This is a genomic window from Acinetobacter lwoffii (genome assembly GCF_024129355.1).
GTDB lineage: Bacteria > Pseudomonadota > Gammaproteobacteria > Pseudomonadales > Moraxellaceae > Acinetobacter > Acinetobacter lwoffii_I.
On record NZ_JAMXXP010000002.1, the window covers coordinates 199,699 to 223,744 of the forward strand.

Annotated in this window: 24 protein-coding genes; 10 read left to right on the forward strand and 14 right to left on the reverse strand. The window is 42.3% G+C overall.

The window, feature by feature from the left end:
- Positions 1-103: 103 nt before the first annotated feature.
- Together NI468_RS02425 and NI468_RS02430 are read left to right on the forward strand one after the other, a co-directional pair.
- Positions 104-892 (forward strand): hypothetical protein, encoded by a 789-nt coding sequence (locus NI468_RS02425; protein WP_004279961.1) that lies wholly within the window; start codon positions 104-106, stop codon positions 890-892.
- A 93-nt stretch (positions 893-985) separates the two neighbouring features.
- Positions 986-1,975 carry a fatty acid desaturase family protein gene (locus NI468_RS02430; RefSeq protein ID WP_005107238.1) on the forward strand — a complete coding sequence of 330 codons (990 nt, stop codon included), beginning with the start codon at positions 986-988 and terminating at the stop codon, positions 1,973-1,975.
- Positions 1,976-1,993: 18 nt separating this feature from the next.
- On the opposite strand, the gene NI468_RS02435 is transcribed toward NI468_RS02430, so the two are convergent.
- Both NI468_RS02435 and yfcF read right to left on the reverse strand, forming a co-directional pair.
- Entirely contained in the window at positions 1,994-2,935 is a 942-nt protein-coding gene (locus NI468_RS02435; RefSeq protein ID WP_253099594.1) for a cation diffusion facilitator family transporter, read from the reverse strand.
- A 131-nt stretch (positions 2,936-3,066) separates the two neighbouring features.
- On the reverse strand, positions 3,067-3,708 hold the full coding sequence (gene yfcF, locus NI468_RS02440; protein ID WP_253099597.1) for a glutathione transferase: 642 nt from the start codon (positions 3,706-3,708) through the stop codon (positions 3,067-3,069).
- 241 nt (positions 3,709-3,949) lie between these two features.
- Between yfcF and NI468_RS02445 the strand changes: the two genes are divergently transcribed.
- Positions 3,950-4,666, forward strand: a complete 717-nt coding sequence (locus tag NI468_RS02445; RefSeq protein WP_253099600.1) for a glutamine amidotransferase — start codon at positions 3,950-3,952, stop codon at positions 4,664-4,666.
- A gap of 47 nt (positions 4,667-4,713) precedes the next feature.
- On the opposite strand, the gene NI468_RS02450 is transcribed toward NI468_RS02445, so the two are convergent.
- From NI468_RS02450 to NI468_RS02470, 5 genes are all read right to left on the reverse strand, one after another.
- Entirely contained in the window at positions 4,714-5,301 is a 588-nt protein-coding gene (locus NI468_RS02450; RefSeq protein WP_004646669.1) for a YceI family protein, read from the reverse strand.
- Between the two features lie 129 nt (positions 5,302-5,430).
- Positions 5,431-5,886: a GNAT family N-acetyltransferase gene (locus NI468_RS02455; protein WP_253099603.1), complete on the reverse strand. Its 456-nt coding sequence runs from the start codon at positions 5,884-5,886 to the stop codon at positions 5,431-5,433.
- Between the two features lie 175 nt (positions 5,887-6,061).
- Complete coding sequence (locus tag NI468_RS02460) at positions 6,062-6,277, reverse strand: hypothetical protein (RefSeq protein ID WP_004729883.1); 216 nt, start codon at positions 6,275-6,277, stop codon at positions 6,062-6,064.
- A gap of 134 nt (positions 6,278-6,411) precedes the next feature.
- Entirely contained in the window at positions 6,412-8,400 is a 1,989-nt protein-coding gene (gene tkt, locus NI468_RS02465; protein WP_253099606.1) for a transketolase, read from the reverse strand.
- A gap of 433 nt (positions 8,401-8,833) precedes the next feature.
- Positions 8,834-9,217, reverse strand: coding sequence for a pilin (locus tag NI468_RS02470; RefSeq protein ID WP_253099609.1), 384 nt, complete (start codon positions 9,215-9,217; stop codon positions 8,834-8,836).
- Between the two features lie 472 nt (positions 9,218-9,689).
- Here NI468_RS02470 and metK point away from each other — a divergent pair, with 472 nt between their 5' ends.
- The 3 genes from metK (at position 9,690) to NI468_RS02485 (ending at position 13,011) form a co-directional block, all read left to right on the forward strand.
- Positions 9,690-10,856 carry a methionine adenosyltransferase gene (gene metK, locus NI468_RS02475; protein ID WP_004646663.1) on the forward strand — a complete coding sequence of 389 codons (1,167 nt, stop codon included), beginning with the start codon at positions 9,690-9,692 and terminating at the stop codon, positions 10,854-10,856.
- 331 nt (positions 10,857-11,187) lie between these two features.
- A complete protein-coding gene (locus tag NI468_RS02480; protein WP_005104359.1) occupies positions 11,188-11,532 on the forward strand; it encodes a hypothetical protein in 345 nt (114 codons plus the stop codon).
- Between the two features lie 267 nt (positions 11,533-11,799).
- Positions 11,800-13,011, forward strand: coding sequence for a YeeE/YedE family protein (locus tag NI468_RS02485; protein WP_253099612.1), 1,212 nt, complete (start codon positions 11,800-11,802; stop codon positions 13,009-13,011).
- 53 nt (positions 13,012-13,064) lie between these two features.
- On the opposite strand, the gene NI468_RS02490 is transcribed toward NI468_RS02485, so the two are convergent.
- From NI468_RS02490 to NI468_RS02500, 3 genes are all read right to left on the reverse strand, one after another.
- A complete protein-coding gene (locus tag NI468_RS02490; protein WP_253099615.1) occupies positions 13,065-13,574 on the reverse strand; it encodes a hypothetical protein in 510 nt (169 codons plus the stop codon).
- A 63-nt stretch (positions 13,575-13,637) separates the two neighbouring features.
- The gene (locus NI468_RS02495; RefSeq protein WP_004279976.1) at positions 13,638-14,417 is read right to left on the reverse strand and encodes a TIGR03915 family putative DNA repair protein; all 780 of its coding nucleotides are present in this window, start codon (positions 14,415-14,417) and stop codon (positions 13,638-13,640) included.
- Positions 14,417-15,676: a putative DNA modification/repair radical SAM protein gene (locus tag NI468_RS02500; RefSeq protein WP_253099618.1), complete on the reverse strand. Its 1,260-nt coding sequence runs from the start codon at positions 15,674-15,676 to the stop codon at positions 14,417-14,419. Before NI468_RS02500 ends, NI468_RS02495 begins: the two co-directional genes overlap by 1 nt.
- A gap of 207 nt (positions 15,677-15,883) precedes the next feature.
- Here NI468_RS02500 and NI468_RS02505 point away from each other — a divergent pair, with 207 nt between their 5' ends.
- Positions 15,884-16,927 carry an NAD(P)H-dependent flavin oxidoreductase gene (locus NI468_RS02505; protein ID WP_253099620.1) on the forward strand — a complete coding sequence of 348 codons (1,044 nt, stop codon included), beginning with the start codon at positions 15,884-15,886 and terminating at the stop codon, positions 16,925-16,927.
- A 54-nt stretch (positions 16,928-16,981) separates the two neighbouring features.
- On the opposite strand, the gene NI468_RS02510 is transcribed toward NI468_RS02505, so the two are convergent.
- Both NI468_RS02510 and dusB read right to left on the reverse strand, forming a co-directional pair.
- Complete coding sequence (locus tag NI468_RS02510) at positions 16,982-17,659, reverse strand: hypothetical protein (protein ID WP_253099633.1); 678 nt, start codon at positions 17,657-17,659, stop codon at positions 16,982-16,984.
- Positions 17,660-17,908: 249 nt separating this feature from the next.
- Positions 17,909-18,934, reverse strand: coding sequence for a tRNA dihydrouridine synthase DusB (dusB, locus tag NI468_RS02515; RefSeq protein WP_253099637.1), 1,026 nt, complete (start codon positions 18,932-18,934; stop codon positions 17,909-17,911).
- Between the two features lie 80 nt (positions 18,935-19,014).
- Between dusB and NI468_RS02520 the strand changes: the two genes are divergently transcribed.
- Positions 19,015-20,223 carry a DUF1615 family protein gene (locus NI468_RS02520; RefSeq protein WP_004646653.1) on the forward strand — a complete coding sequence of 403 codons (1,209 nt, stop codon included), beginning with the start codon at positions 19,015-19,017 and terminating at the stop codon, positions 20,221-20,223.
- Positions 20,190-20,843 (forward strand): HAD-IB family hydrolase, encoded by a 654-nt coding sequence (locus tag NI468_RS02525; protein ID WP_004729896.1) that lies wholly within the window; start codon positions 20,190-20,192, stop codon positions 20,841-20,843. Before NI468_RS02520 ends, NI468_RS02525 begins: the two co-directional genes overlap by 34 nt.
- A 193-nt stretch (positions 20,844-21,036) precedes the next feature.
- Here the strand turns inward: NI468_RS02525 and NI468_RS02530 are convergent, their stop codons facing one another.
- Together NI468_RS02530 and NI468_RS02535 are read right to left on the reverse strand one after the other, a co-directional pair.
- Positions 21,037-22,131 carry a fatty acid desaturase family protein gene (locus NI468_RS02530; RefSeq protein WP_004646650.1) on the reverse strand — a complete coding sequence of 365 codons (1,095 nt, stop codon included), beginning with the start codon at positions 22,129-22,131 and terminating at the stop codon, positions 21,037-21,039.
- Positions 22,132-22,145: 14 nt separating this feature from the next.
- A complete protein-coding gene (locus NI468_RS02535; protein WP_253099703.1) occupies positions 22,146-23,210 on the reverse strand; it encodes a flavin reductase family protein in 1,065 nt (354 codons plus the stop codon).
- A gap of 152 nt (positions 23,211-23,362) precedes the next feature.
- On the opposite strand from NI468_RS02535, the gene fabR reads away from it, so the two are divergent.
- Positions 23,363-24,043 carry an HTH-type transcriptional repressor FabR gene (fabR, locus tag NI468_RS02540; protein WP_004729898.1) on the forward strand — a complete coding sequence of 227 codons (681 nt, stop codon included), beginning with the start codon at positions 23,363-23,365 and terminating at the stop codon, positions 24,041-24,043.
- The last annotated feature ends 3 nt before the right edge of the window (positions 24,044-24,046 follow it).

Genomic DNA, 24,046 nt, shown 5'->3' on the forward strand with positions numbered 1-24,046 from the left:
ATTCATCCTCTTTTACCCTGACAATTTTTTTGGGTTATTTATGACAAAGTGCTATTGTGGATAAACTTTAAAACTTCAATCCCTTTCATAACGATATCGTTTTATGACTTATAAATTAAATGCTCGTCATCTAATTCTAGATCTTTTATATGCCTCTAAAAACTCCACCCTGTCTATTAAGCGGATATTAACTGCTGCTGAATTATTGGGTATATCTGACAATGGGATCCGTGTCGCTGTGGCCCGATTAAATCAGGAAAATGTGATTCAAGCTGTAGAGCGCGGCGTATATCAATTGCTAGAGAAAAAATTCGATACTTCTTTTATCAGCTTAAACAAACACCCTGATATGCAAACGGCGACCACATGGAACGGAAAATATGTATTGGTCTATACCGGCACTTTGGGACGTGTAGACCGTACTGCCTTATCTAAAAGAGAAAAAGCGCTACGTTATTATGGTTTTCAGGAACTAGAGCAAAATGTTTTTATTCGTCCCGATAATTTAACACTAAACCTAAGTCCATTAAAAACAGCTGTAATCCAGTTTGGATTAGATCCTGACGCACGTTTTTTCCAAATCAGTCAACTGGAAAGTGAAACCGAAGTTCGTGATTTATGGGATATCGAAGCGCTACATCAGACCTATCATGCAGTACAGCATGATATCAATGACTGGTTTGAGAATTACCAAAATCTGACTTTAGCAGATGCTGCAAAAAGTGCCTTTTATCTAGGTAAATCTGCCCTGTTTAGTTTACGTGCTGATCCTTTGCTTCCTGCAGAATGGATAGACACCGATGCCCGACAACAATTTGAGCTCGCAGTCCGCAAAATAGAAAAACAGGGTCAACTTTTATGGCAACATTATTTTAAAGACCAAGGGGTCTAATTTATTTCTATTTTATACACAAAAATAAATTGACTGTAATATTTCATCCAAATATATTGAATACAGCAATAAGAACTAAATATAGGCAGAAGAATGAACAGCAAGGTTAGTGTCACAGAACTTTTTAGTCGTGATGAAATTAAAGAACTCACCACGACCTCAGACTTGCACGGTGCCTGGGCAGTAGGTTCGACATGGACCGTAATTGTCATGACCTTTGGCACGGTAGCCTATAGCTGGGAATATTTACCTACGTGGGGGAAAGTCCTGATGTGCGCGCTGGCATTGGCCATTCTTGCTGGACGCCAGCTTGCCATGGCTATTTTGATGCATGATGCCTCGCACCATAGTCTTTTTAAAACCAAATGGTTGAACACTCATTTGACTGACTGGCTCTGTGCACGCCCGATCTGGAATGATGTCGGCAAGTATCGTCCCTATCATCTGAAACATCATGCTAAAACCTCGCAGCCAGATGATCCTGACTTGGGGTTGGTAAAAAATTTTCCCATTACTCAAAGCTCACTATTCAGGAAATTCTTTCGTGATCTGAATGGGCAATCTGGACTTAAGTTCCTTGCAGGTCGAGTATTAATGGATCTTGAATTACTGGAATGGAGTGTTTCCAACGACCCCAAGCCAATTCCGCGTGGTGATCGCAGCAATCTAGAGTTAGCGAAAAACTTGCTGAAAAATAGTTCCGGTATGCTCATCTCAAATGCAGCAATTTTTTCTGCACTGTGGGCCAGCGGACATCCTAAACTATATTTATTATGGCCTCTTGCCTATATCACTCCATTCCCCTTGTTCATCCGCATCCGCGCCATGGCTGAGCATGCGGGCCTAGAAACCAGTCATTCTGCCCTGAGCAATACTCGAACTACCCGTGCAGGCTGGCTGGCACGTGCTTTTGTTGCACCAATTCATGTGAACTATCATATTGAACATCATTTAATGGCCTCTGTTCCGCATCAAAAGCTGGCAAAAATGCACCAGATGTTAAGAGAGCGTCAGTATGTCGATGCTCCGCCAAGTTATCTGGATGTGATTCGCTCACTTTTAAAAAATAATCAATTTTCCTGATGCTTAGATTATTCAATTTCAATGCTGATGGTTTTCGGCATGTGAATGCGGATGTGAGGATTGTCCCCGATGTTCCGGCGGACAATCTTCCGCTTCGATCTGCAAGGTCATCTCGGTAATATGATGCTCATGGTGGAGCATCTCAAAGGCCTGATGACGCAGTTTCTGATAATCCACATTCGGTGCAACCAGATGCACAGTCAGCATGACTTTTTTGGAGGTAATTGCCCAAACCTTGAGCTGATGAATGTCCTGAACCCCTTCGAGCGCCAAAAGATCGTGGCGTAATTTTTCAATATCAATTTCATCCGGCACACCTTCAAGCAGAATATTGATGCTCTGTTTCAGCAAAATCCAGGTTCTTGGCAACACCCAAAATCCGATCAATACCGCAATCAGCGTATCCACCCACATCCAGCCAGTCAAATAAATCACCAGCGCCCCAATGATCACCCCGACTGATCCCAGTGCATCACTGAGCACTTCCAGATAAGCGCCTTTGACATTGAGACTTTCTTGACTGCTAGACACCAGAATTTTCATGGAAATCAGGTTAATGAACAGCCCCAAGGTGGCCACGATCATCATGCCCAAGCTCTGGATTTCTGGCGGATAACTCAAACGCTGATAAGCTTCAAACAAAATATAAATCGCAACCACAAACAGCATCACGGCATTAAACAGGGCAGCCAAAATCTCAAAGCGCTGATAACCAAATGTCCGTTTATTGTCTGCCGGTTTTTGTCCAATTTTGATAGCGACTAAAGCGATAGCCAGTGCAGCAGCATCGGTAAACATATGCGCAGCATCAGAAAGTAAGGCCAAACTTTGAGTTAGAAAACCAGCAATCACTTCCACAATTAAAAAAGTGGTGGTTAATCCCAGCGCTATTGATAATTTTCTGGCATTTTTTGCAGTCACGGCGACATGACTATGTTCATGATGATGTGAATTCCCCACCGGCCCCTCCCTCCTTCTTATTCAACGAGGACTGTATCCTCAGCATCTTTTCAAGTTTTGTTCTGATTCATATTACGCTTGAATTTTACCTATTTAAGTAGGTTTTTTATGAACTGTTTTATCAGTCGACATTAGATTAAAGTTTTAGCTTTTTCATGTTCTGCCAGCCAGGCCTGTACCGAAGCACACTTAAAATTACGCTCGACATATTCTATTATTTTCACAGGAAGTTTCACCTGATGGCTCAGCAAACGATGCAACATAAAGGCCAGATCAAAGTCTGCAATGGACCAGTGTTCAGTCAACCATATGTCCTCCAGCATATATTCTGCCACATTCACCAAGCGCTGAATTTCTTCAGTGATCGGAGCTGTAAGAGGTGTAGATATTTTTGCTGGGTGAAATACCGAATCGGAAGGCATCTGCTGGCGGATTTGCATAAAATCGGTTTTGACCAAAGCTTGTATGGCGCGACATTTGGCTCTGGCCTGAACTTCCTTAGGATATAAGGCCGGATAACTTGGAGCCGGAAAGGCATCTTCCAAGTATTCAGTGATCGCCCATGATTCAAACAGGCTAAAGTTATCTACTATTAAACACGGAACTTTAGCACTTGGACAAATGGCTTGATAAGCCGCAGATTTCTGTTGCTGCTGATCTAAATCAATCACGATTTCCTGAAAATCTAAACCCTTTTCTTTTAAGGCAACATAGACCGACATGGCATAAGAGCTGATTCTATTTTTATCGACATATAAACGTATATTTTGCATATCCTTGATCCTGATGGTCTTGTTATTTTTATTCAGTACGGCAGCCTTACTCTACTCCCTTTCCTATATAAAAGGAAAAATGAACTGCTTCATGTAGCGATCACACGAAAATGTTTACACAGTTGCCGATAGCGCAGCGATGTTCATTATTTTCTATTTTGCACATGATGTGGGGCATAAAGCCTTTTATTTTGCTTTTGATTCACGTTAAATTAAATCATTCTCTTGATATCAAAAAACTATGCTGAACTTAGCCCACCTCTCCGATACCGTGTATGCCATTCAACATTTGGCTTTTGAAGACTTAGGTGCTTGGGAAGATATTTTTTATCAGCTCGGCTTACGTGTGCGTTATTTCGAAGCTGGCATCGATGATCTTACCAAGGCTTTTAAACATCCTGGATTAACAATTATTCTCGGTGGCCCGATTGCAGTCTATGAAACTGAGGATTACCCTTTCTTACAACAAGAAATAGACTTACTTAAAGTTCGACTGGAAAAGAATTTACCGACTTTAGGCATCTGTTTAGGTGCGCAGTTAATTGCTGCTGCATTGAATGCTAAAGTGTATTCAGGAGATGTGAAGGAAATTGGCTGGTCTAAACTCAGTCTTGCTTCTGTTGAAAATAATCCGCTGCAAGCTCTCGAAGATATCGACGTCCTGCATTGGCATGGTGATACCTTTGATCTACCTGAACAGGCAGAGTTACTGGCCAGCTCTGACCTTTATCCAAATCAGGCCTTTCAGGTAGGACAGAATATTCTAGCACTACAATTCCATGCTGAAGTGGTCAGTGAAAGTTTAGAGAAATGGCTGATTGGACATACCTGTGAGTTACGCAAAGCCCAGATCAATATCCCTGCACTGCGGGCAGATCATCAAAGCTATGCACCCGCGCTTGAACAGGCCGCCAGTTCGGTATTGCTGCATTATTTAGAAAACTTGCAACTTAAATAACCGTAATAAAAAAGCACCCAGTTGGGTGCTTTTTTAATTTGTCATGCTTATTTTTTCGGAGCAGGAACAGAAGCCTCGGTAGTAATGTTCACTGTAATTTTATCGCCCACATTTGGAACATAACCGCCTACCCCAAAGGCTGAACGGTTAAATGAAGTGGTTGCATTGAAACCAATCGTTTGTAATTTTGTCATTGGGTGCACGCCTTGTTTATTTAAAACTGCGTCCAGTACCACAGGTTTAGTGACATCTTTTACGGTTAAGTTACCGGTGATTTTGTATTTGTTTTTGCCTAAAGCCTGAACTTTAGTACTTTTAAAAGTGATATTCGGATATTTGGCAGCATCAAAAAATTCTGCTGTCTTAATATGGTCATCCAGCGCTTTCACATTCGTATTAATGCTTGCAACCGGGATATTCACATTGACCGAAGAATTCGCAGGTTTTGCATTATCAACATTAATCGTACCCTGGATGTCACTGAAGTTTGCAGATGGTGTAGAGAAACCAAAGTGGCTCCAAGAGAACACCGTTGCTGAATGAGTCGGGTCAATCGTATAGGCCACTGGTTTTGCCATAGAAACTGTTGCTACAGATGCGACCGCCAAGCCTAATGCTAATGTTTTGAAATTCATGTTTTTATCTCACGTTTTGGATGTTATTAAGTGTATAGAATCTGGAACCGTTTACAGCCCTAAAGATAAAACGTTTTGTTGCAGCGATGAAACGATAAAATTGTAAGTTATTTTTTTAATTTTTGAGCTTTAATCCATACGGTACTGGATGAATCCAGTTTTCTTGGCGACTTTGTTATACAACGCTTGTGCCTGATGGTTTAATTCATGAGTCAGCCAGTAAACCCGGTCGCAATTACGCTGCTGCGCGACCTGATAGACATGCTGAATCAGCTTGCGCGCCACGCCCTGTCCGCGATAATCAGGATGGGTAAATAGATCCTGCAAATAGGCATAGGGTCTTACTGTCCAGCTACTGTTATGTTCGATGACATGCACAATCCCTACGACCTCTCCATCAATCAAGGCCGCAAAACCGTACATTGAATCTAACTCATAATTAGTTAATTTATCCCAGGTATTTTTACTTACCTCATCCGAAATTTGGGTCTGATAAAAGCGTTGATAGTCTTGCCATAAAAATAGCCATTCCGGCTGTGATATTTGCTCTAGAGATTTGATCTGGATCTGGCACTGTATATTCATGTTTAACTGCTTCTTTGGCTTATTTCTTTAATTTAAGTCGTTTCAATAGTGGTCGCTGAATTTTTATAGCGGCCTAAACTTAGCTTTATCTCATCTGGTGCTCATAAGCAACCTGTCAGATGAAAATCATCCGGCATAAAAAAAGTCCCAATCAGGGACTTTTCATGCATTATGTTTAAAGTTTTTCAACCAGAATACGATCAACCTGTTTTAGGCCAGTCGTCTTTTCATGATTTTTACGACGCACTTTAATGACCTTTTCTTCGGCTAATTCTTGCAGCATTAAATCAACTGCAACCATCGCTTCAAGAGGTAATTCCTGTCCGATCCACTTGAGTTCGCCTGCATCCATTAAAGTAATTTCATCGTTAATTTGTTCATACAAGCTCATGTTCATCTCACTCTTTCATTTCGACTATGGGAGAACTTTCTAACGATTGCCACATGAAAACAACGCTAAAAAGCGAAAAAATAAAAGACGCCCCAAAATTGGAGCGCCTTTTAATAAACCGCCTAATCAGTTGATTATGCAGTAATCTCTTTTACAGCTGCAACCACTGCTTCAGTGGTAATCCCGAAGAACTGGAACAGATCTTTTGCAGGTGCAGATTCACCATAAGTGGTCATACCGATGACGCGACCATCAAGACCCACAAATTTCCACCAGTAATCTACATGTGCAGCTTCAACAGCAACACGTGCACGAATATTTGATGGCAGAACCGCTTCACGATAAGCTGCATCCTGCTTCATGAATTCTTCAGCACATGGCATAGATACTACACGCACGCCTTCAAGCTGTGCATAAGCTTCCATTGCCAGAGATACTTCAGAACCAGTTGCGATAATGATGGCTTTCAATTCGCCTTTTTCTTCAGCCAGTACATAACCACCTTTCGCAGCGTTCTCAATTTGAGCTTGAGTACGGGTTTGGAATGGCAAGTTCTGACGAGAGAAAATCAATGCGGTCGGACCTTCAGCACGCGTTAATGCAGATTTCCAGGAAATTGCTGCTTCAACGGTGTCACATGGACGCCATGTATTCAGGTTTGGTGTACCACGAAGTGATGCGATCTGCTCAACAGGTTGATGCGTTGGGCCATCTTCACCCAGACCAATTGAGTCATGCGTATACACATGGATCACGCGCTGTTTCATTAATGCAGACATACGTACCGCATTACGTGCATATTCCATAAACATCAGGAATGTTGCTACATAAGGGATGAACCCGCCATGCAGTGCAACACCATTCGCGATTGCAGTCATACCGAATTCACGTACGCCATAGTGTACGTAGTTACCTGCCGGATTGTCCTGTACGCCTTGCGCGCCTTTCCAAAGGGTCAGGTTAGAACCTGCAAGATCCGCAGAACCACCTAGAACTTCTGGCAATAATGGAACAAGTGCTTGCAATGCATTTTGGCTGGCTTTACGCGTTGCAATTGTTTCAGCTTTGGCATTCACTTCTGCAATATAGGCATCCGCTTTTGCAACGAAGTCAGCCGGTAATTCACCAGATAAACGACGTTTAAATTCAGCGGCTTCAGTTGGATATTTTGCAGCATAAGCAGCAAATGTTTCGTTCCAAGCTGCTTCTGATTCAGCACCTTTAGCTTTCGCATCCCAAGCTGCGTAAACATCTTCAGGAATTACAAATGCTTCATCAGTCCAGCCTAGTGCTTCACGAGTCAAGACGATTTCGTCATGACCGAGTGGTGCACCATGACTGTCTTCTTTACCTTGCTTGTTTGGTGAACCTAGACCAATCACAGTTTTACAAATAATGATGGTTGGTTTAGCAGTTTCAGCTTTAGCTTCTAAAGTTGCCTGACGGATTGCATCTGCATCGTGGCCATCAACTTTAATCACTTGCCAGCCGTATGCCAGGAAACGTTGTTCTGTATCGTCAGAGAACCAGCCTTCCACTTCGCCATCAATCGAGATGCCATTGTCATCATAGTAAGCAATCAGTTTGCCTAGACCCAATGTTCCTGCCAAAGAACATGCTTCGTGAGAAACACCTTCCATCAAACAGCCATCGCCAAGGAAGCAGTAAGTGAAGTGATCTACAACTTGGATGTCGTCTTTGTTAAATTGTGCAGCTAGGGTTTTTTCAGCCAGTGCAAAACCAACAGCATTCGCGATGCCTTGACCTAAAGGACCAGTCGTCGTTTCAATCCCTGGTGCATAACCCAATTCCGGGTGGCCAGGTGTTTTAGAATGAAGTTGACGGAATGCTTTAAGATCCTCAATCGAAAGATCGTAGCCCGTTAAATGAAGAAGCGCATATTGAAGCATAGAGCCATGGCCATTTGACAATACAAAACGGTCACGGTTTGCCCAATTCGGGTTGGTCGGGTTGTGGTTCATGAATTCACGCCAAACCACATCAGCGATATCTGCCATCCCCATTGGAGCACCTGGATGTCCTGAGTTTGCTTTTTGCACAGCATCCATTGCCAATACACGAATTGCGTTTGCAATACGACGTTCATTAAGCGGGGTTGTCATAAATCAGAGTCCAAAATATTCAGAAATAGGAAATGATGAAAAGACTTTCAAAACTGTTGTCTATTGTCTTAAAAAAACAGCGAGGGGTAAAGACTAACCAACAATATTTATCAGTTTATTGAGTGTCTCTTGCCTTATCGTACAATTATTCCACATTTCTTCTTCGGCTTCGGTTCTTCAGATTGAATTATCCCGCATTTTCTAATTAACTTTCTTGTCTGTATCTGGATTCTAAGCTGATAAACAGGATTGAATTTATGCTGATTTTATTTCTATTTTATATGTCTCACATCATTATTTTTAAAAAAAATCTATACAATTCTCTGATCTATTCATAATGTAATTTGTATTAAATTTTATAAAATATTGGCAGGATTGTTTGATATACAGGTGAAATTTAATTTGCTTAGGCTAATTTCCAACCTCGGCAGACTTATTGCCCTTGACAATCTTTAGGCAAATAGCGTTGCTGAATATCAGTGGAATAACATTTGTCACTATGAACATCAAAAGCGACTGATTTCCCGCGAATGGCCATATCGACTCCCTGCTCTCGTATCTTGAACTCTATCCGGCAAGCGGCATTAATAATGACTTTTTCGATATATTGACCATGCCCACCAATCTGGCGTCCGGCATCACAGTGCTGATCCGAAGCAATAAACTGGGTTCGATATGCTCCAGCCTGTTCAAACACTTCGGCCAATTGATTCCGCACGACATAAGCTTGATAACTCATAAAAACCATCGTCACTAAAATCGCGATGATGATGAACACGATCAGCACTTCAATCAGGGTAAATGCCTTTTGATACATGATTTCTGATCTCCGTATAGTCTTGCTCCAAGAAGTCCATAGCAAAAGATGTCGACATTCCTAACCAGCTAATGTGAAAGACTTAGGCTAATATGAAGATATACCCGAACATCGACAAGACAGTTGGTCGTAAGGCGCACTGTCTGAATCTGCTTTATTGATGTAATGATCACTTGCTTAAGTAAATTTTGAATTTTGAGCTTTGTATTTTTTCTATCATCTATTTTTTTAAGATTTAATCGGAAATCTAAGCATTTAATTTTATGACAGTCTGAGGGATTAAAATATTATTGCTTCCTATTCCCCAATCAATAATGCTGCCTAAATAGACATATCAATTTTTTTAATTCTATTAATCAATTAAAAACACAATAATTTGAAACAATTTCGACCAATTTTGTCGTGTTAAGCTAGTCCTAGAGCGCAACTCGATGTAACATATCGTGTCTTTAAAATTAACTGTGATAGGACTATGCGCGAGTACGCTGTATTTACTTCGGAATCTGTAAGCGAAGGCCATCCAGATAAAATGGCTGACCAAATCAGTGACGCTATTTTGGATGCAATCTTAAAAGAAGACCCATATGCACGGGTTGCTTGTGAAACGCTTGTAAAAACAGGTGCGGTTGTACTTGCCGGTGAAATCACAACGACAGCAAATGTTGATTTTGAGGCAATTGTACGTCATACCGTAAACGGAATTGGTTATCACCATTCTGATCTTGGTTTTGATGGTTCAACCTGTGCCGTGATCAACATGATTGGTAAACAGTCACCTGAAATTGCTCAAGGTGTCGACCGCCAGAAACCTGAAGATCAGGGTGCCGGCGACCAAGGTTTAATGTTCGGTTACGCCAGCCGCGAGACTGATGTATTAATGCCTGCGCCGATTTCATATGCGCATCGCTTGATGGAAAAGCAGGCTGAATTACGCCGTAATGGCACCTTGCCATGGTTACGCCCAGATGCAAAAAGCCAGGTAACGTTTGCTTATGAAAATGGCGTACCAGTTCGTTTAGATGCAGTCGTTCTTTCGACTCAACATGATCCTGAGATCACTCAAGCGAACCTGAAAGAAGCTGTGATTGAAGAGATTGTGAAGAAAATCATTCCTGCTGACATGTTCCATGCAGACACCAAATTCCACATCAACCCAACGGGTATGTTTGTGATCGGTGGTCCTGTGGGTGACTGTGGTTTGACTGGCCGTAAAATTATCGTAGATACCTACGGTGGTATGGCACGTCACGGTGGTGGTGCTTTCTCTGGTAAAGATCCATCTAAAGTTGACCGTTCTGCTGCGTACGCAGGTCGTTATGTGGCGAAAAACATCGTTGCTGCTGGCCTGGCTGACAAGTGTGAAATTCAGGTGTCTTATGCAATTGGTGTTGCTGAGCCAACTTCAATTTCAATCAATACCTTCAATACTGCAAAAGTCTCTGAAGAATTGATTATTGCACTGGTTCGTGAACATTTCGACTTACGTCCATATGGCATTACCCGTATGCTTGACCTGATCCAGCCGATGTATAAGCAAACTGCTGCTTATGGTCACTTCGGTCGTGAAGGTTCTGATACTGCCTTTACCTGGGAAAAAACTGACAAAGTGGAAGCGCTTAAAGCCTCTGCTGGTCTATAAGTTTTTCTTAAAAAAAGCCTGCATCATGCAGGCTTTTTTTATGTCTTTTATTTTTTCATTTTTAGAATTATCTCTAGGTCCTGATGACAAATATTTAAATGCCAAGCTTCATACTATAACCTGCCTTTAGAATGATACTTTTGAAACTCCCCTCTCTTTGAATATCGCTATTCCATGAAACTTAAAATAACTTCAGACTAAGCCATTACAGTATAAGTATCGAAAAAAGTTACAGTTAATCAACAAATGTTGATCTATTTGCTAGCATAAATCTAAATAAATGGCTGCTAAATTAGATTGCAGCTCTACAACAACAAAAGGATATTACTCGATGAATAAATTACTAATTGCTTTAGGTTTGGCGACCACTGTTGCCTTAGTCGGCTGTAGTAAAGAAGAAGCGCCTGAAACTGGTGCAACCACAGGTGAGCATTTAGAAAATGCAGCCAATCAAGCCGGTCATGATATGGAAGATGCCAGCCGTGAGGCTGCGGTAGAAACCGAACGAGCAATGGATAATGCCGCAGAAAATACTGCTCAGGCAGCGGACGAAGCTGCTGCTGCAACGTCTAGAGCAGCAGATGCCACTGCGGAAGCAGCACGTAAAGCAACTGCAGCAACTGCTGCGGCAGTTGAAGAAGGTGCCGGAGAAGTTCGGGAAAAAGCTGAAAACTGATTTTAGCATTCAGTTTGACGTTTAAAAGCCTGCGATTGCAGGCTTTTTTTATCAGAGATGATTTTAAATAGCGAATGATCTAAATTGAAATTGCATTATTTCTTGATAGGATCAATTTTTTATCTAAGTGAGTGGATAAAATCAGATAAACTGATAAAACTTATCAAGTATTAGAATGACTTAATTGTAATTCACTCGGTAAAATGGGCTGCATTTAAACTGAAATTCAGTAGAATACCAGCCTTTATTTTTAAAATTTAATCTCCCATGTCAGTCATTGTTGCTGCTTCCCAACGGTCGAATATTTCGGTCTGGGCAGCTTTTATCTTGCTTATCATAGGTACAATCGGTGCCTATCAAATCGTAGGCTTAAATCAGGCTCTATTATTCTTGATTGGTGGTGCACTAGGCATGACCCTGTACCATGCTTCATTTGGTTTTACTTCGAGCTGGCGTGTCTTTATCAAGGAACGTCGCGGCCGTGGTTTACGTGCACAAATGATTATGCTCGCTCTGGCGGTCTTGCTGTTCTTCCCGGCTTTAGGTGCAGGTGAATTATTCGGCAACCCAGTTAAAGGTAACGTTAATCCTGTTTCCATGTCAGTCATGATTGGTGCCTTTATTTTCGGTATCGGCATGCAACTTGGTGGCGGCTGTGCATCAGGTACGTTGTATACTGTAGGTGGCGGTAGCGCACGTATGCTGGTGACGCTCTTGTTCTTCTGTATCGGGTCTGTGATTGCCACCTCGCACCTTGACTGGTGGTTTGCCCTGCCACATCTTGAACCGATTTCACTGGTAGAAAGTTTAGGCGTTCTCCCTGGATTGCTGTTGAGCTTTATCGTTTTTGCCATCATTGCTGCAGCAACAGTTTATTTCGAAAAGAAACGTCACGGTAGTCTCGAAATTGAGCCTAGTAGTAAACATCAAGGCTGGAAGCGCTTTATCCGTGGTCCATGGCCTCTTATTTGGGGTGGTATTATCCTGACCTTACTCAACTTTGCAACTCTGGCATTGGCAGGTCGTCCTTGGGGCGTGACCTCTGCACTGGCTGTGTGGGGGGCCAAAGGTGCAAGTCTTGTAGGTATAGACGTTGCATCATGGGATTATTGGCAACAGGCGGGTAATGCAAAAGCGCTGGCAGAATCATTATGGTTTGATATTACCTCAATGATGAACTTCGGCATTATGCTAGGTGCTTTGTTGGCGGCGAGTTTGGCAGGTAAATTTGCGCCGAATTTCAATATTCCAAAACGTTCACTGATTGCTGCTGTTGTAGGTGGCATAATGCTGGGCTACGGCGCACGCTTAGCTTATGGTTGTAATATCGGTGCATATTTCAGTGGAATTGCGTCGGGTAGTCTGCATGGCTGGTTATGGCTGGTCTTCGCTTTTATTGGTAACGGGATCGGGGTAAAACTTCGTCCGATTTTCTTCTCGGATGAAAAACCGCAGTCTGAAAAACTGACCGGTTGCTAATGCTTAAAATCAAAAAAGCCCATCTGTGATGGGCTTTTTTCTGGCTTTAGGATTTACAGCGCAGCTTTTAAATTACAGCCATAACCCATGGTCTGCTGAACCTGACGATAAGTCGTATAACGATCCAGAATAAAGGTATAAAAATGATCAGCATCAGAGAAATTAGCTTTTAAATTTTCATTCTTGGCATTGGGCAATTTAATGTCATCGACCAGTTCCAGATTGTAATGTCCCAAACGGAACATATCGGCAAAATAACTATTCATCATATCGCAATAGGCGATTTTACTAGGTTTTAATGCGGTACTGCTAACGAGATGCTGGTTCAAGCTTTGCAGATTATTGACATCTAAAGGAAACTGGTGTGCGAAAGCAATGCTTTCGACTTTCTTAAATTCCTGAAAGTCTTGGGCTAACTGGACATTGAGTGCATCAAAACGTTGCTGCAGTTCCTGTGCGGTCTGAACCTGATATTTGGCTGGATCTACGACCGGTTTTTGTGGTTGTTCCGAACATGCAGTTAATCCAGTGAGCAGCGCTAATGACGTTAGCCATACCTTCATGTTTATACACTCAATTTAAATATACCAATGCTTATTATGCCTGAAAGCAGCTTGATGTACTGTTTAAAGTAATTTCTCATTCATATAACGCCAGTAGCGCTTTGGCACATATTGAATATGCAATTTCATGTTCTTGCGCGCCTGAATATTCACACTGTTAAAATAGTCTTTCCAGAGCTGATCATATAGCAGCTCTTGATCATCCAGTTCAATACTGAATGATTGACTATGACCAATCCGGATTTGTGGATCGATTATTTCAGCGTTCATCTCGACCTGATGCATCTGCCTTAAATCATAATAAATACCGTAATTACGCTGCTCGTCATAAATCAGCCAGCTTTGATCCTGATAACGCTCCTGAAAATGTCGGGAAATAATCGGCAAGACATTAAAATCCGGTCTGACCAGACTAAGAAACAAACCATCTTTGGCTTTTTTAAAGCGTACAAAAGCCTCCATACGATGCTTTTCCCGCCCCACTTGCTTGGCCCATTGCGACATGCCGATCACCGCAGTATGACCATAATCTTTATCGACTGGACGCTGGTTTTGAAAGACATAGACTGCAAAATCAAAAAGAGTCTGGAACGCTGCTTCCTGCTCTGACAAAAACGTATAGTAAAAAGCACGCAAACTGCTGGAAGATACTTTCTGCTTTAATCCCTGCCACACCCGCTGCCCATGCTGATCATTAGAGGCCACATGGATAAATTCATCAAATAAACCTGTTTGTGCTTGAGGATTGGCCGTCACTATCACGTTAAATTCTTTAAACTCGAAAGCACGAAATACACAACTGAGCAGACCAGTCATGCTGCCATCAAAACAGTAACTTGCCACTAGAAACCAAATCCTAATTGAGGTGAAAGTTGCTGCTGATATTTGGATTGCCCTGACATCAAAATTTGCTGGCGAATCTGATGGGCGTGCTGATCTTTCTTAAATTTCGGTGTATCTGCACAGCGGATAAAATGCTGCGCCCGGTTATAAGCCACGCCCATGCGCCTTAGCTGGTCAATATGAATCTGTCCAAAACGGCGTGCCTGTACAATTTTCTGGGCAGAACGCACGCCTATGCCGGGTACCCGTAGAATCATTTTATAGTCGGCACGGTTAATATCGACTGGAAAGGCTTCAGAATGACGCAAGGCCCAACTGAGTTTGGGATCAATATCCAGCTCCAGATTCGGATGCTGCTCATCGACAATTTCATCAGCAGCAAAGCCATAAAAACGCATTAGCCAGTCGGATTGATACAGACGATTTTCTCTTAATAATGGTGGTGCTGAGCCGATGGCGGGTAAGGCTTTCTCTTCAGGGTTAATCGGAATATAACCAGAGAAATACACCCTTTTCAATTTGAATTCCTTGTAATGCTGGTCAGCCATCAAAATAATGTCCTGATCGGTTTCACTATGCGCGCCCACCACCATCTGTGTAGTTTGTCCGGCAGGTACAAACTTGGGGACTGACTTGATCAGCTTGCGTTCATCTTTGAGCTGGATCAACCGATCACGCACAATGCCTAAGTCTTTTTGTACTTCAGCATGGGTTTTTTCAGGCGCAAATTTTTGCAGTCCCGCTTCCGTCGGCATTTCCAGATTAATACTCATACGGTCGACATACAGTCCGGCTTCGGTAATGATCTCCTGTGACGCACCCGGAATGGTTTTCAGATGGATATAGCCATTAAAGTTTTCTTCGAGTCTAAGTTTTTTGACCACCTGTAGCATCCGTTCCATGGTGTGATCGGCCGATTTAAAAATCCCCGAACTGAGAAACAAACCCTCAATATAATTACGCCGATAAAAGTTCATGGTCAGATCGACGACTTCCTGCACGGTAAATGCTGCACGCTGGACATCATTGGAACGGCGCGAAACACAATAGGAACAGTCAAAAATACAGACATTAGAGAACAGAATTTTCAATAAGGACACACAGCGGCCATCTTCGGTATAACTATGACAGATACCATTCCCGGTATTGCCCACGCCCTTGTCTTTATTTTTACGGGTGCTACCACTAGATGAACAAGACACATCATACTTGGCAGCATCGGCTAAAATTTGCAGTTTTTCACGGATACGATCAGACATGAGCTCAGAGAATATGTGACCAAAAAGCTATTATAAAGTGTTCAATTCTAGGCTAATAAGAGTTATATCTTCTTGGCGACGTAGCGTGTCGCAAGAAATGTAAATAATACGTAACCCATGCTGCAGTATTTCAAAATAAAATAACCAATATGATTTGCTTAATTTTGTGCTCAAAGGCAAAGTAAAAGCATAACAAGGAGCAAATCTATGTCTTTATTAGAAAATCTCGGAATTAAACATCCTATTTTCTTGGCACCGATGGCAGGTGTCTCTACGCCCGAGCTTGCTGCCGAAGTGTCCAATCAGGGCGGCTTGGGTTCACTGGGTCTGGGGGCCAGCAGTATTGATGCAGCTCGGCAACAGATTTTAAAGACTCAAGAACTGACAGATTGCCCTTTTCAGGTTAATTTTTTCTGTCATGACACTGTTCCTGTAGATGAAGCTGTAGCGCAGGCATGGATCGCCCAGTTTAAAGATAAATTTGCCGAATATGGCGCTCAGGCACCGGATCATTTGGAATGTATTTATCCGAGTTTTAAAGACAATGATGACTTCCTGAATCTGGTATTGGAAACCAAACCGCGAGCAGTCAGCTTTCATTTTGGGATTCCGCATCCACATCAGATTCAAGCCCTAAAACAGGCCGGGATTCTGACCATGGTGTCTGCCACCAATTTTGCCGAAGCTAAAGCCATTGAAGCAGCCGGAATCGATATTATTATTGCACAAGGTATTGAGGCTGGTGGCCATCGCGGGATTTTCTCGACCAAGTTTGATGCTTCAGTCAAAACCTCCAATCTGGTCAAGCTAATCAAACAGCATTCTTCCCTGCCGATTGTAGCGGCCGGCGGGATTATGACGGGTGAACAAGCCCGTCAAATGATGGATTTCGGTGCAGATGCCGTGCAACTTGGGACTGCATTTGTGCAATGCAAATCCTCCAATGCCAATGATGCCTATCGTAAAGCACTATTTTCAAAGCCACTCACTCAAGTGAGTGCCAGTATTTCTGGTCGTCCTGCACGTGGCATCATCAATCACTGGCATATGGAGGTCGATACTCCAGACCGTCGGGACGTGCCAGCCTATCCATATACTTATGATCTGGCCAAGCAATTACATGCTGCTGCTGCCAAACATGGGGATCAAGGGTATGGCGCATTCTGGGCAGGTTCAAATGTGGCGCAGATTCGTGAAATGGAAGCTTCCGATTTGATTAACCAGCTCGTACTGGAAATGAAGCATCTTTAATCATTGAATCATAAGAAAACCTCTCACATGGAGAGGTTTTTAGTTTATTTAGAATTAGCGTGTGACACGATGCCAGGCATCTTTAACTGCAAATTTAGCTTCTTCCCAATTGAGGCGGGACTCACCTTTTAACTGTTCCCACTTGGTACGCAGTTCAGGTTCGGCACGATCAAAATCCGTATCATGCTCATACATCGGACGGTTTTCATAACCGACCCGATAAGCACCGCGATAATCACGATCATAATCTAGATCGCCATATGTGCTACGCGTTTCATTGAAATACGGGCGATTATGATACTCATCTCTCCAGTAATTATCTTCTGCACTCAAATGATCTGGATGTCGATAATTATCTGCCTCAGGCAAGTTCTCTGGATGCTGGTAATTATCTACCTGTTTCTCATGATCAGGTGTTGCAATGTCATTACCTGCAATTCCACCAACGACACCACCGATAATACCACCCACCACTGCACCTGGAGGGCCACCTACCAGACCTGCAACTGCGCCTACCGCAGCTCCACCCAAAGTACCGGCACTGGTCGCAGCCAGATTATCCTCACCTTCATTCATGTTTGGAACACGAGGATTATCTTTCACGGGTGTATTCAAATCTGGACGCGCGTTAGTATCAGTCGGATTGATATTCAGGCCTTCACTGCGTTCTTGTGGCAATTCCGTTGACGTTTTATGGCTAAACTCTGTGACTGGACGATTGGTATTTGTCATTACAGATCTCCCTCAATGATGACGATAAACAAGATGGATCACATCTGGTTTATATCTGGATAGGTTCATCATAGAGGAAGCTTGAGTAAGCAATGTCCAAGTCCTGTCCAGTTTAAGTGAACAAACTGTGCTGCTATGTATTAGACAGGCTGAAGTGTAAACAGAATGCAAAAATCCGCCTGCTCAAGATAAAAAAGGTAGGGATTTCATGCAAAAAATATTACATGATTCGCTGAATTTTACCCGCCATTACTTGGTTTCCAGTAAATTCACCTGCTCGACCTGTACATCATTCATGGTTAAACCATGTTCTAGCAGTGCATTAAAATAATCTTCTACCACACGATACTGGTCAGCGGTATTTTCTACCTGATACATGCTTTGACGAAACTCGTTACTGGAACGCAGTCCTTTGGTGTACCAGGCAATATGTTTACGGGAAATCCGGCAGCCGGAATACTCGCCGTAAAATTCGTATAATTCTGTCAAATGTCCCAGTAGCACATCTTTAACTTCTGTAATACTCGGTGTATCAAGATGTTGACCGGTTTTCAAATAATGAGCAATTTCACGAAAAATCCAGGGCCGACCTTGTGCTGCACGACCAATCATAATTGCGTCTGCACCAGTATAATCCAGCACATATTTGGCTTTTTCCGGACTGTCGATATCACCGTTAGCAATCACGGGAATCTTCAACATTTCCTTTACGTCTTTGATTAAAGAATAACGCGCGGTATTCAGGTACATATCTTCACGGGTACGGCCATGTAAAGCCAGTGCCGCAATTCCGGCTTGTTCAGCACGTTTGGCGACCCGTATAATATTTTCCTGGCCGTTCAAATAACCAAGACGGGTTTTTAAGGTCACTGGCACATCAACTGCAGCCACAACTGCATCCAGAATACGCGCAACTAGATCTTCATCCTGCAATAAAGCAGAACCGGCGAGTCGGTTACAGACCTTTTTGGCTGGGCAGCCCATATTAATATCAACAATTTGCGCACCATTGGCCACCTGATAACGTGCCGCTTCAGCCAGATCATGGGGATCTGAACCAGCAATCTGCGCTGAAATCGGTGCCAGCTCTCCATCAAAATTGGCACGATATAAGCTCTTTTTACTCATGCGCAAAGTTTTGTCAGATGTCATCATTTCACTGACCGCATGGCCTGCACCAAAGTATTTGCACAAGGTTCTAAACGGACGATCGGTCACACCTGCCATGGGAGCGACAATCAAATTGTTTGACAGTTGATATGGACCAATATACATATAAATTCATCACTTTTTTGATGGGCATAGTATACTGCATCTGCCTTATTCGCTCATCTTTTCAATTAATTTACGACACCATGAATAAAACTTTCGCTTCTTGTTTTTCTTTTAAGTCATTGTCTGTACTTGTACTTTCTCTGGGTCTTGCCGGTTGTGGCAATGGTTCATGGTGGTCAAAAGATGATGAACCGACACTTGAAGTTGAACATATTCGCAAAGCTATTCCAAACCGTGTCAACCAACGTGAGTCTTGGGCACAAGATATTTATGACATTACCGAACAGCTCGGCATTCCTCAGACCAAGGAAAATGTTTGTACGATTGTGGCAGTGGTTGATCAGGAATCTAACTTTGTTGCAGATCCTACTGTTCCGGGTTTGGGTGAAAAGGCGGTTAAGGAAGTCCAAGGTCGCCTTGATGAAAAATTCAAAGATAAGCTTGGTCAAGCAATTGGTGGCACAGTTGCAGGATATTTCCAGGAAGTTCTCAAGAACCATCCGAGTCCTGAAGACAACTACTTAAGCCAGATGCGCCGGGTCAAAACCGAACGTGAACTCGACGAATTATATCGTGAAATATTTGATTATATGTCAAAGCATTATCATGTTAGCGCCCTGACTGGTGCTGCCAAACTGGTCGGCCAGAATATTGGCGAGAAAATGAATCCAATTACCACCTTGGGTTCAATGCAGGTACATATCAGCTATGCGAAAGAACATAAACGCCAAGGCGGCAATATCGCAGAGTTACGTACCGATCTCTACAGTCAATATGGCGGTCTGTATTATGGGATTCATCGCCTGATGATGTATCCGGCGGATTATGACAAGCCAATTTATCGTTTTGCGGACTATAACTCGGGCATGTATTCCAGTCGAAATGCCGCTTTTCAGAGCATGTTAAATGATTTAACTGAAGCCGAACTTGATCTGGATGGCGACTTATTGCTCTATACTAAAGATGGCGCGATCCGTTCGCAGAAGAGTCAATCTGAGCGTGAGTTAATCAGTGTTTTTGCCAAAAATAATTTTATTATCACTGAACGTCAAATCCGAGCTGATTTAAAGAAAGAAAAAGATAAAGACTTTGAAGATACGATGACTTATCGTGGTGTCAGCAAGCTTTATCAGGAAAAAACGGGTAAAGATCCTATCTATGCCATTATGCCTGAAGTGGTCATTTCCGGACCAAAATTAAGTCGTGATTATAATACTAACTGGTTTGCTACCCGCGTCGATGGTCGATATCAAACATGCATGCGCAAAATCAAAAATCTAAAACTCTAGCCTTATTTGATTTTGATGGAACCCTGTATCTACATGATAGCTTTACCGGGTTCATTTTCCATGCCTTAAGAAAACGGCATATTGTGAAACGCGGCATGCAAATTTTGCCATGGATACAGGCCTATTATTTAAATTTCTATCCGGCACACCGCATGCGACCCAAATTGTATGCCAGCATGTTTAAAAACAGTGATGCAGAGGAAATTCTGCAATTAGCTCAGGATTATGCACAACAACTAATATTCAAGTTGAATCCGAAATTATTAGAACAACTTAAACAGCATCAACAATTAGGACATGAAGTCGTGCTGGTATCAGCCTCATTGGATTTGTATCTTAAACCGGTGTGCAGTTATTTAAATATCGATTTAATCTGTAGCGAAGTTGAAATCAAAGCTGGGAAATTGACAGGGTTTTATCAAACTCCTGACTGTAGTAACACACAAAAGAAAATTAGAATTCTAGAAAAATATAATCTGGATAATTATGCTGAAATTTATGCTTATGGGAATAGCAAGGAAGATATAGAAATGCTCAGTCTGGCGCAGCAAAGCTATTTTGAGGGTCAAGATCAACAGCTTCCAAAAATTAATATTTCAGCTCATTCGATGCCATATTAGTCCTTTCCATTCTATCGGGTTAACCTACTAAACACCTTTAGACAACGCTATAAATGGCAGATTAACTTTTTTACTTTATGCCTTGAAATCATCTTAAATAGCTTCGTAATCAGGATTTTTACTTCCTGAAGTATTCGCCTCCTAGCTAAAAAAACCACTTCATTTGAAGTGGTTTTTTTAGCTTTAAGAAAAATTATTTCTTAAACGGAAATGCATATTTCACAATACGTTTGATCACACTACCGTACTGTTTTACCAAGCTGGCATTGTTATAGTTCAAACCATATTTTTCACAAACAGCTTGGACTTTTGGTGCCATTTGACGATAGCGACGTGCAGGCACATCAGGATACAGATGATGTTCAATCTGATGACTTAAATGGCCGGTTAAAATATGGAAAGCCTCAGAACCAGTCAGATTGGATGAACCACGAATCTGGCGCATATACCAGTGACCACGACTTTCATTTTGCAGTACCGATTTCGGGAATACTTCCACATCTTTGGTAAAGTGACCACAGAAAATGATACTGAATGTCCAGATATTACGCAGACCATTGGCCACCATATTGCCGGTCAAAACCGGTAAAGCCGCAGGACCTGCTATCAATGGAAAGAATACATAATCCTTAAACAACTGTTTACCAATTTTGCTCTGCATTGGACGCCATTCTTCTTTGGTCTGCTCTTTGCTTTTACGGCCTTTGAAGTATTTACCCAATTCAAGATTCTGAATCGCAACACCCCACTGGAACAATAAACAGAATGGCACTGCATAAATTGGTTGTAGTAAATAACCCGGTTTCCAGCGCTGTTCCGGGAAGAGGCGTAATAAACCATAACCGATATCATCATCCATACCTTTAATATTGGTATAAGTATGATGCTTGAAGTTATGGGTTTGACGCCAGTTGTCTGAAGTCCCTACGATATCCCATTCATAGGTCTGACCATTGAGTTTAGGATCATTCATCCAGTCATACTGACCATGCATGACATTATGACCCAGTTCCATATTTTCCATAATTTTGGCAAAGCCTAATAAGCCTGTACCCAATAACCATGCTGGCGGGAACCAGCCTGCAAACAATAAGGCGCGACCGGCAATCGACGAATAACGAATAGTTGAATAGACACGGCGGATATATTTGGCGTCTTTTTCACCCAGATCATCTAGCACTTCTTGTTTAATTGCATCAAGTTCACGTGCAAGTTCATCAAGTTCAAACTGGGTTAATTCACGGTTTTTAGGATTTTTAAAATACTGTAATTTTACTGGCATATTCATAGGATAAAACTCGCTTATAAGTCGATGACAAGGTCAGTCTGCGCTGAGTTAATACAAATTTTGAGCAGGTTACCGGGTTCGGTATTTTGCGCACCGTTGACCAAATTCTTGGTCGAACCTTCTACTTTATTGCAGGCACATTTATTACAAATGCCCATACGGCAACCATGGGTCGGTTTAATATTTTGCTGTTCCAGACTCACCAGAATGGACTGGCCTTTTGGAATGCTGACAATTTTTTTCGACTGGGTCAGGGTGACATTAATAAAGCCGGTATCCGATTGATCCGCCAAGCTCATGCTAAATGCTTCACCTTTAAACTGTTTTGCCTGAGCAAAAAGCTGTTCTGCTTTAGATACAAAACCTGAAGGGCCACAGCAATATACGATGCTATTTTCCAGATTTTGCAGATCGGTCAGATAGGTTTCATCAAGACGTGCAGCAGCTGGCTGTTCTTGAGTGGCATACACATGAAATGAGAAATTTGCATGTTTTTGAGCAAGTTCTTCAAACCGTGCTTTAAATACGGCATCCTGATCTTTTTTAACCCAGTACCAGAGAGTAACCGGTGCAGATAGTTCACCTTTTTTGCTCAAGCTTTCCAGCATACTGAGCATTGGGGTAATACCACTCCCTGCTGCAAGCAAAATCAATGGACTCGTCTGCGCAGGCAAGGTCATATCACCATAAGGGTGACCAAATTCGATCACATCACCCACTTGTGCCTGTTCTGCAAACCATGTGCTGACTTTACCAGCATCGACTTTTTTCACGCTCAGCAATACATGCTGAGAATCGACACGAGTCAAGCTATAGCTACGTTCATAACGAATGCCATTCACTACCACATAGACCGGATGATGCTGCCCTGCTTCACCAAACTTAAATAAGCGATTCACCTGAATTTTCAGACTCAGCATATCCTGTGCTGCATTTTCTATATGCACGATCTTGCCTAATGGCTGATTCAACGACCATACAGGATTGAGTTTCTGAATCCAGAAATTAATTGCATGCTGATCAACTACACTATCAGACAGTGCATTCAATGGCATTTTAAGTTTTTGCAGTACATGCATCGTTTGTGACATCACCTTGGGTTTTTAATTATTATACACATGTATATATATTTGTATATACAACCGTATTGTTTCTAATCATTTCACAAGCTTGACTGGCTCGGTTATAATAAAATGATTCATGCATGAACCTATCGATGAACGAGCCTTCAATGAAAATAAGCAGTGACGCATCTTTATTACAATCGAAAAGCATTGATGAGCCGATTATCGTACGGAGTGTCGGTCGCAAGGCCACCATTACCAAGGAAGAACTGTTTCAGGCTGCGTTGAATCTGATTGGGCCACAAAAAAGTATTTCCTCATTAAGTCTACGTGAAGTCGCGCGTGAAGCTGGTATTGCACCGAACAGCTTCTATCGTCATTTTAAAGATATTGATGAACTGGCCATTGAGCTGATTGATCGTGCCGGAATTGTATTGCGTCAGATTTTGCATGAAGCACGTCTGCAAGCTTCTCGCCAGAACAGCATCATCCGCAGTTCTGTAGAAGTCTTTATTGCCCAGCTGGATGCCGATGAAGGCAATCTGAGCCTGTTATTACGTGAAGGCTATACTGGCTCCAAGTCTTATAAACAGGCGGTAGAACGCCAGTTAAATTATTTTCAGCAAGAACTTCAGGATGATTTGATTCGTCTAGAACGCCTAAACAACAAGAAGTTATTTCATCCGGATATTGCCGCCAAAGCCATTACCCAACTGGTCTTCAACATGGGCGCCAATGTGATTGATATGCCTGCCGAAGACCGCAAAGAAATTGCCGAACAGACCATGATCATGATCCGGATGATTCTGGAAGGTGCACGTCATCTGGAAGATTCTCAGCTACGTTAATTT

Bases quoted from the DNA above. Each gene is read 5' to 3' on its own strand.
- NI468_RS02425 (WP_004279961.1), top strand. From the start codon at position 104: ATGACTTATAAATTAAATGCTCGTCATCTAATTCTAGATCTTTTATAT.
- NI468_RS02430 (WP_005107238.1), top strand. From the start codon at position 986: ATGAACAGCAAGGTTAGTGTCACAGAACTTTTTAGTCGTGATGAAATT.
- yfcF (WP_253099597.1), bottom strand. From the start codon at position 3,708: ATGCAAAATATACGTTTATATGTCGATAAAAATAGAATCAGCTCTTAT.
- NI468_RS02445 (WP_253099600.1), top strand. From the start codon at position 3,950: ATGCTGAACTTAGCCCACCTCTCCGATACCGTGTATGCCATTCAACAT.
- NI468_RS02450 (WP_004646669.1), bottom strand. From the start codon at position 5,301: ATGAATTTCAAAACATTAGCATTAGGCTTGGCGGTCGCATCTGTAGCA.
- NI468_RS02455 (WP_253099603.1), bottom strand. From the start codon at position 5,886: ATGAATATACAGTGCCAGATCCAGATCAAATCTCTAGAGCAAATATCA.
- NI468_RS02460 (WP_004729883.1), bottom strand. From the start codon at position 6,277: ATGAGCTTGTATGAACAAATTAACGATGAAATTACTTTAATGGATGCA.
- tkt (WP_253099606.1), bottom strand. From the start codon at position 8,400: ATGACAACCCCGCTTAATGAACGTCGTATTGCAAACGCAATTCGTGTA.
- NI468_RS02470 (WP_253099609.1), bottom strand. From the start codon at position 9,217: ATGTATCAAAAGGCATTTACCCTGATTGAAGTGCTGATCGTGTTCATC.
- metK (WP_004646663.1), top strand. From the start codon at position 9,690: ATGCGCGAGTACGCTGTATTTACTTCGGAATCTGTAAGCGAAGGCCAT.
- NI468_RS02480 (WP_005104359.1), top strand. From the start codon at position 11,188: ATGAATAAATTACTAATTGCTTTAGGTTTGGCGACCACTGTTGCCTTA.
- NI468_RS02485 (WP_253099612.1), top strand. From the start codon at position 11,800: ATGTCAGTCATTGTTGCTGCTTCCCAACGGTCGAATATTTCGGTCTGG.
- NI468_RS02490 (WP_253099615.1), bottom strand. From the start codon at position 13,574: ATGAAGGTATGGCTAACGTCATTAGCGCTGCTCACTGGATTAACTGCA.
- NI468_RS02500 (WP_253099618.1), bottom strand. From the start codon at position 15,676: ATGTCTGATCGTATCCGTGAAAAACTGCAAATTTTAGCCGATGCTGCC.
- NI468_RS02505 (WP_253099620.1), top strand. From the start codon at position 15,884: ATGTCTTTATTAGAAAATCTCGGAATTAAACATCCTATTTTCTTGGCA.
- NI468_RS02510 (WP_253099633.1), bottom strand. From the start codon at position 17,659: ATGACAAATACCAATCGTCCAGTCACAGAGTTTAGCCATAAAACGTCA.
- dusB (WP_253099637.1), bottom strand. From the start codon at position 18,934: ATGTATATTGGTCCATATCAACTGTCAAACAATTTGATTGTCGCTCCC.
- NI468_RS02520 (WP_004646653.1), top strand. From the start codon at position 19,015: ATGAATAAAACTTTCGCTTCTTGTTTTTCTTTTAAGTCATTGTCTGTA.
- NI468_RS02525 (WP_004729896.1), top strand. From the start codon at position 20,190: ATGCATGCGCAAAATCAAAAATCTAAAACTCTAGCCTTATTTGATTTT.
- NI468_RS02530 (WP_004646650.1), bottom strand. From the start codon at position 22,131: ATGAATATGCCAGTAAAATTACAGTATTTTAAAAATCCTAAAAACCGT.
- NI468_RS02535 (WP_253099703.1), bottom strand. From the start codon at position 23,210: ATGCATGTACTGCAAAAACTTAAAATGCCATTGAATGCACTGTCTGAT.
- fabR (WP_004729898.1), top strand. From the start codon at position 23,363: ATGAAAATAAGCAGTGACGCATCTTTATTACAATCGAAAAGCATTGAT.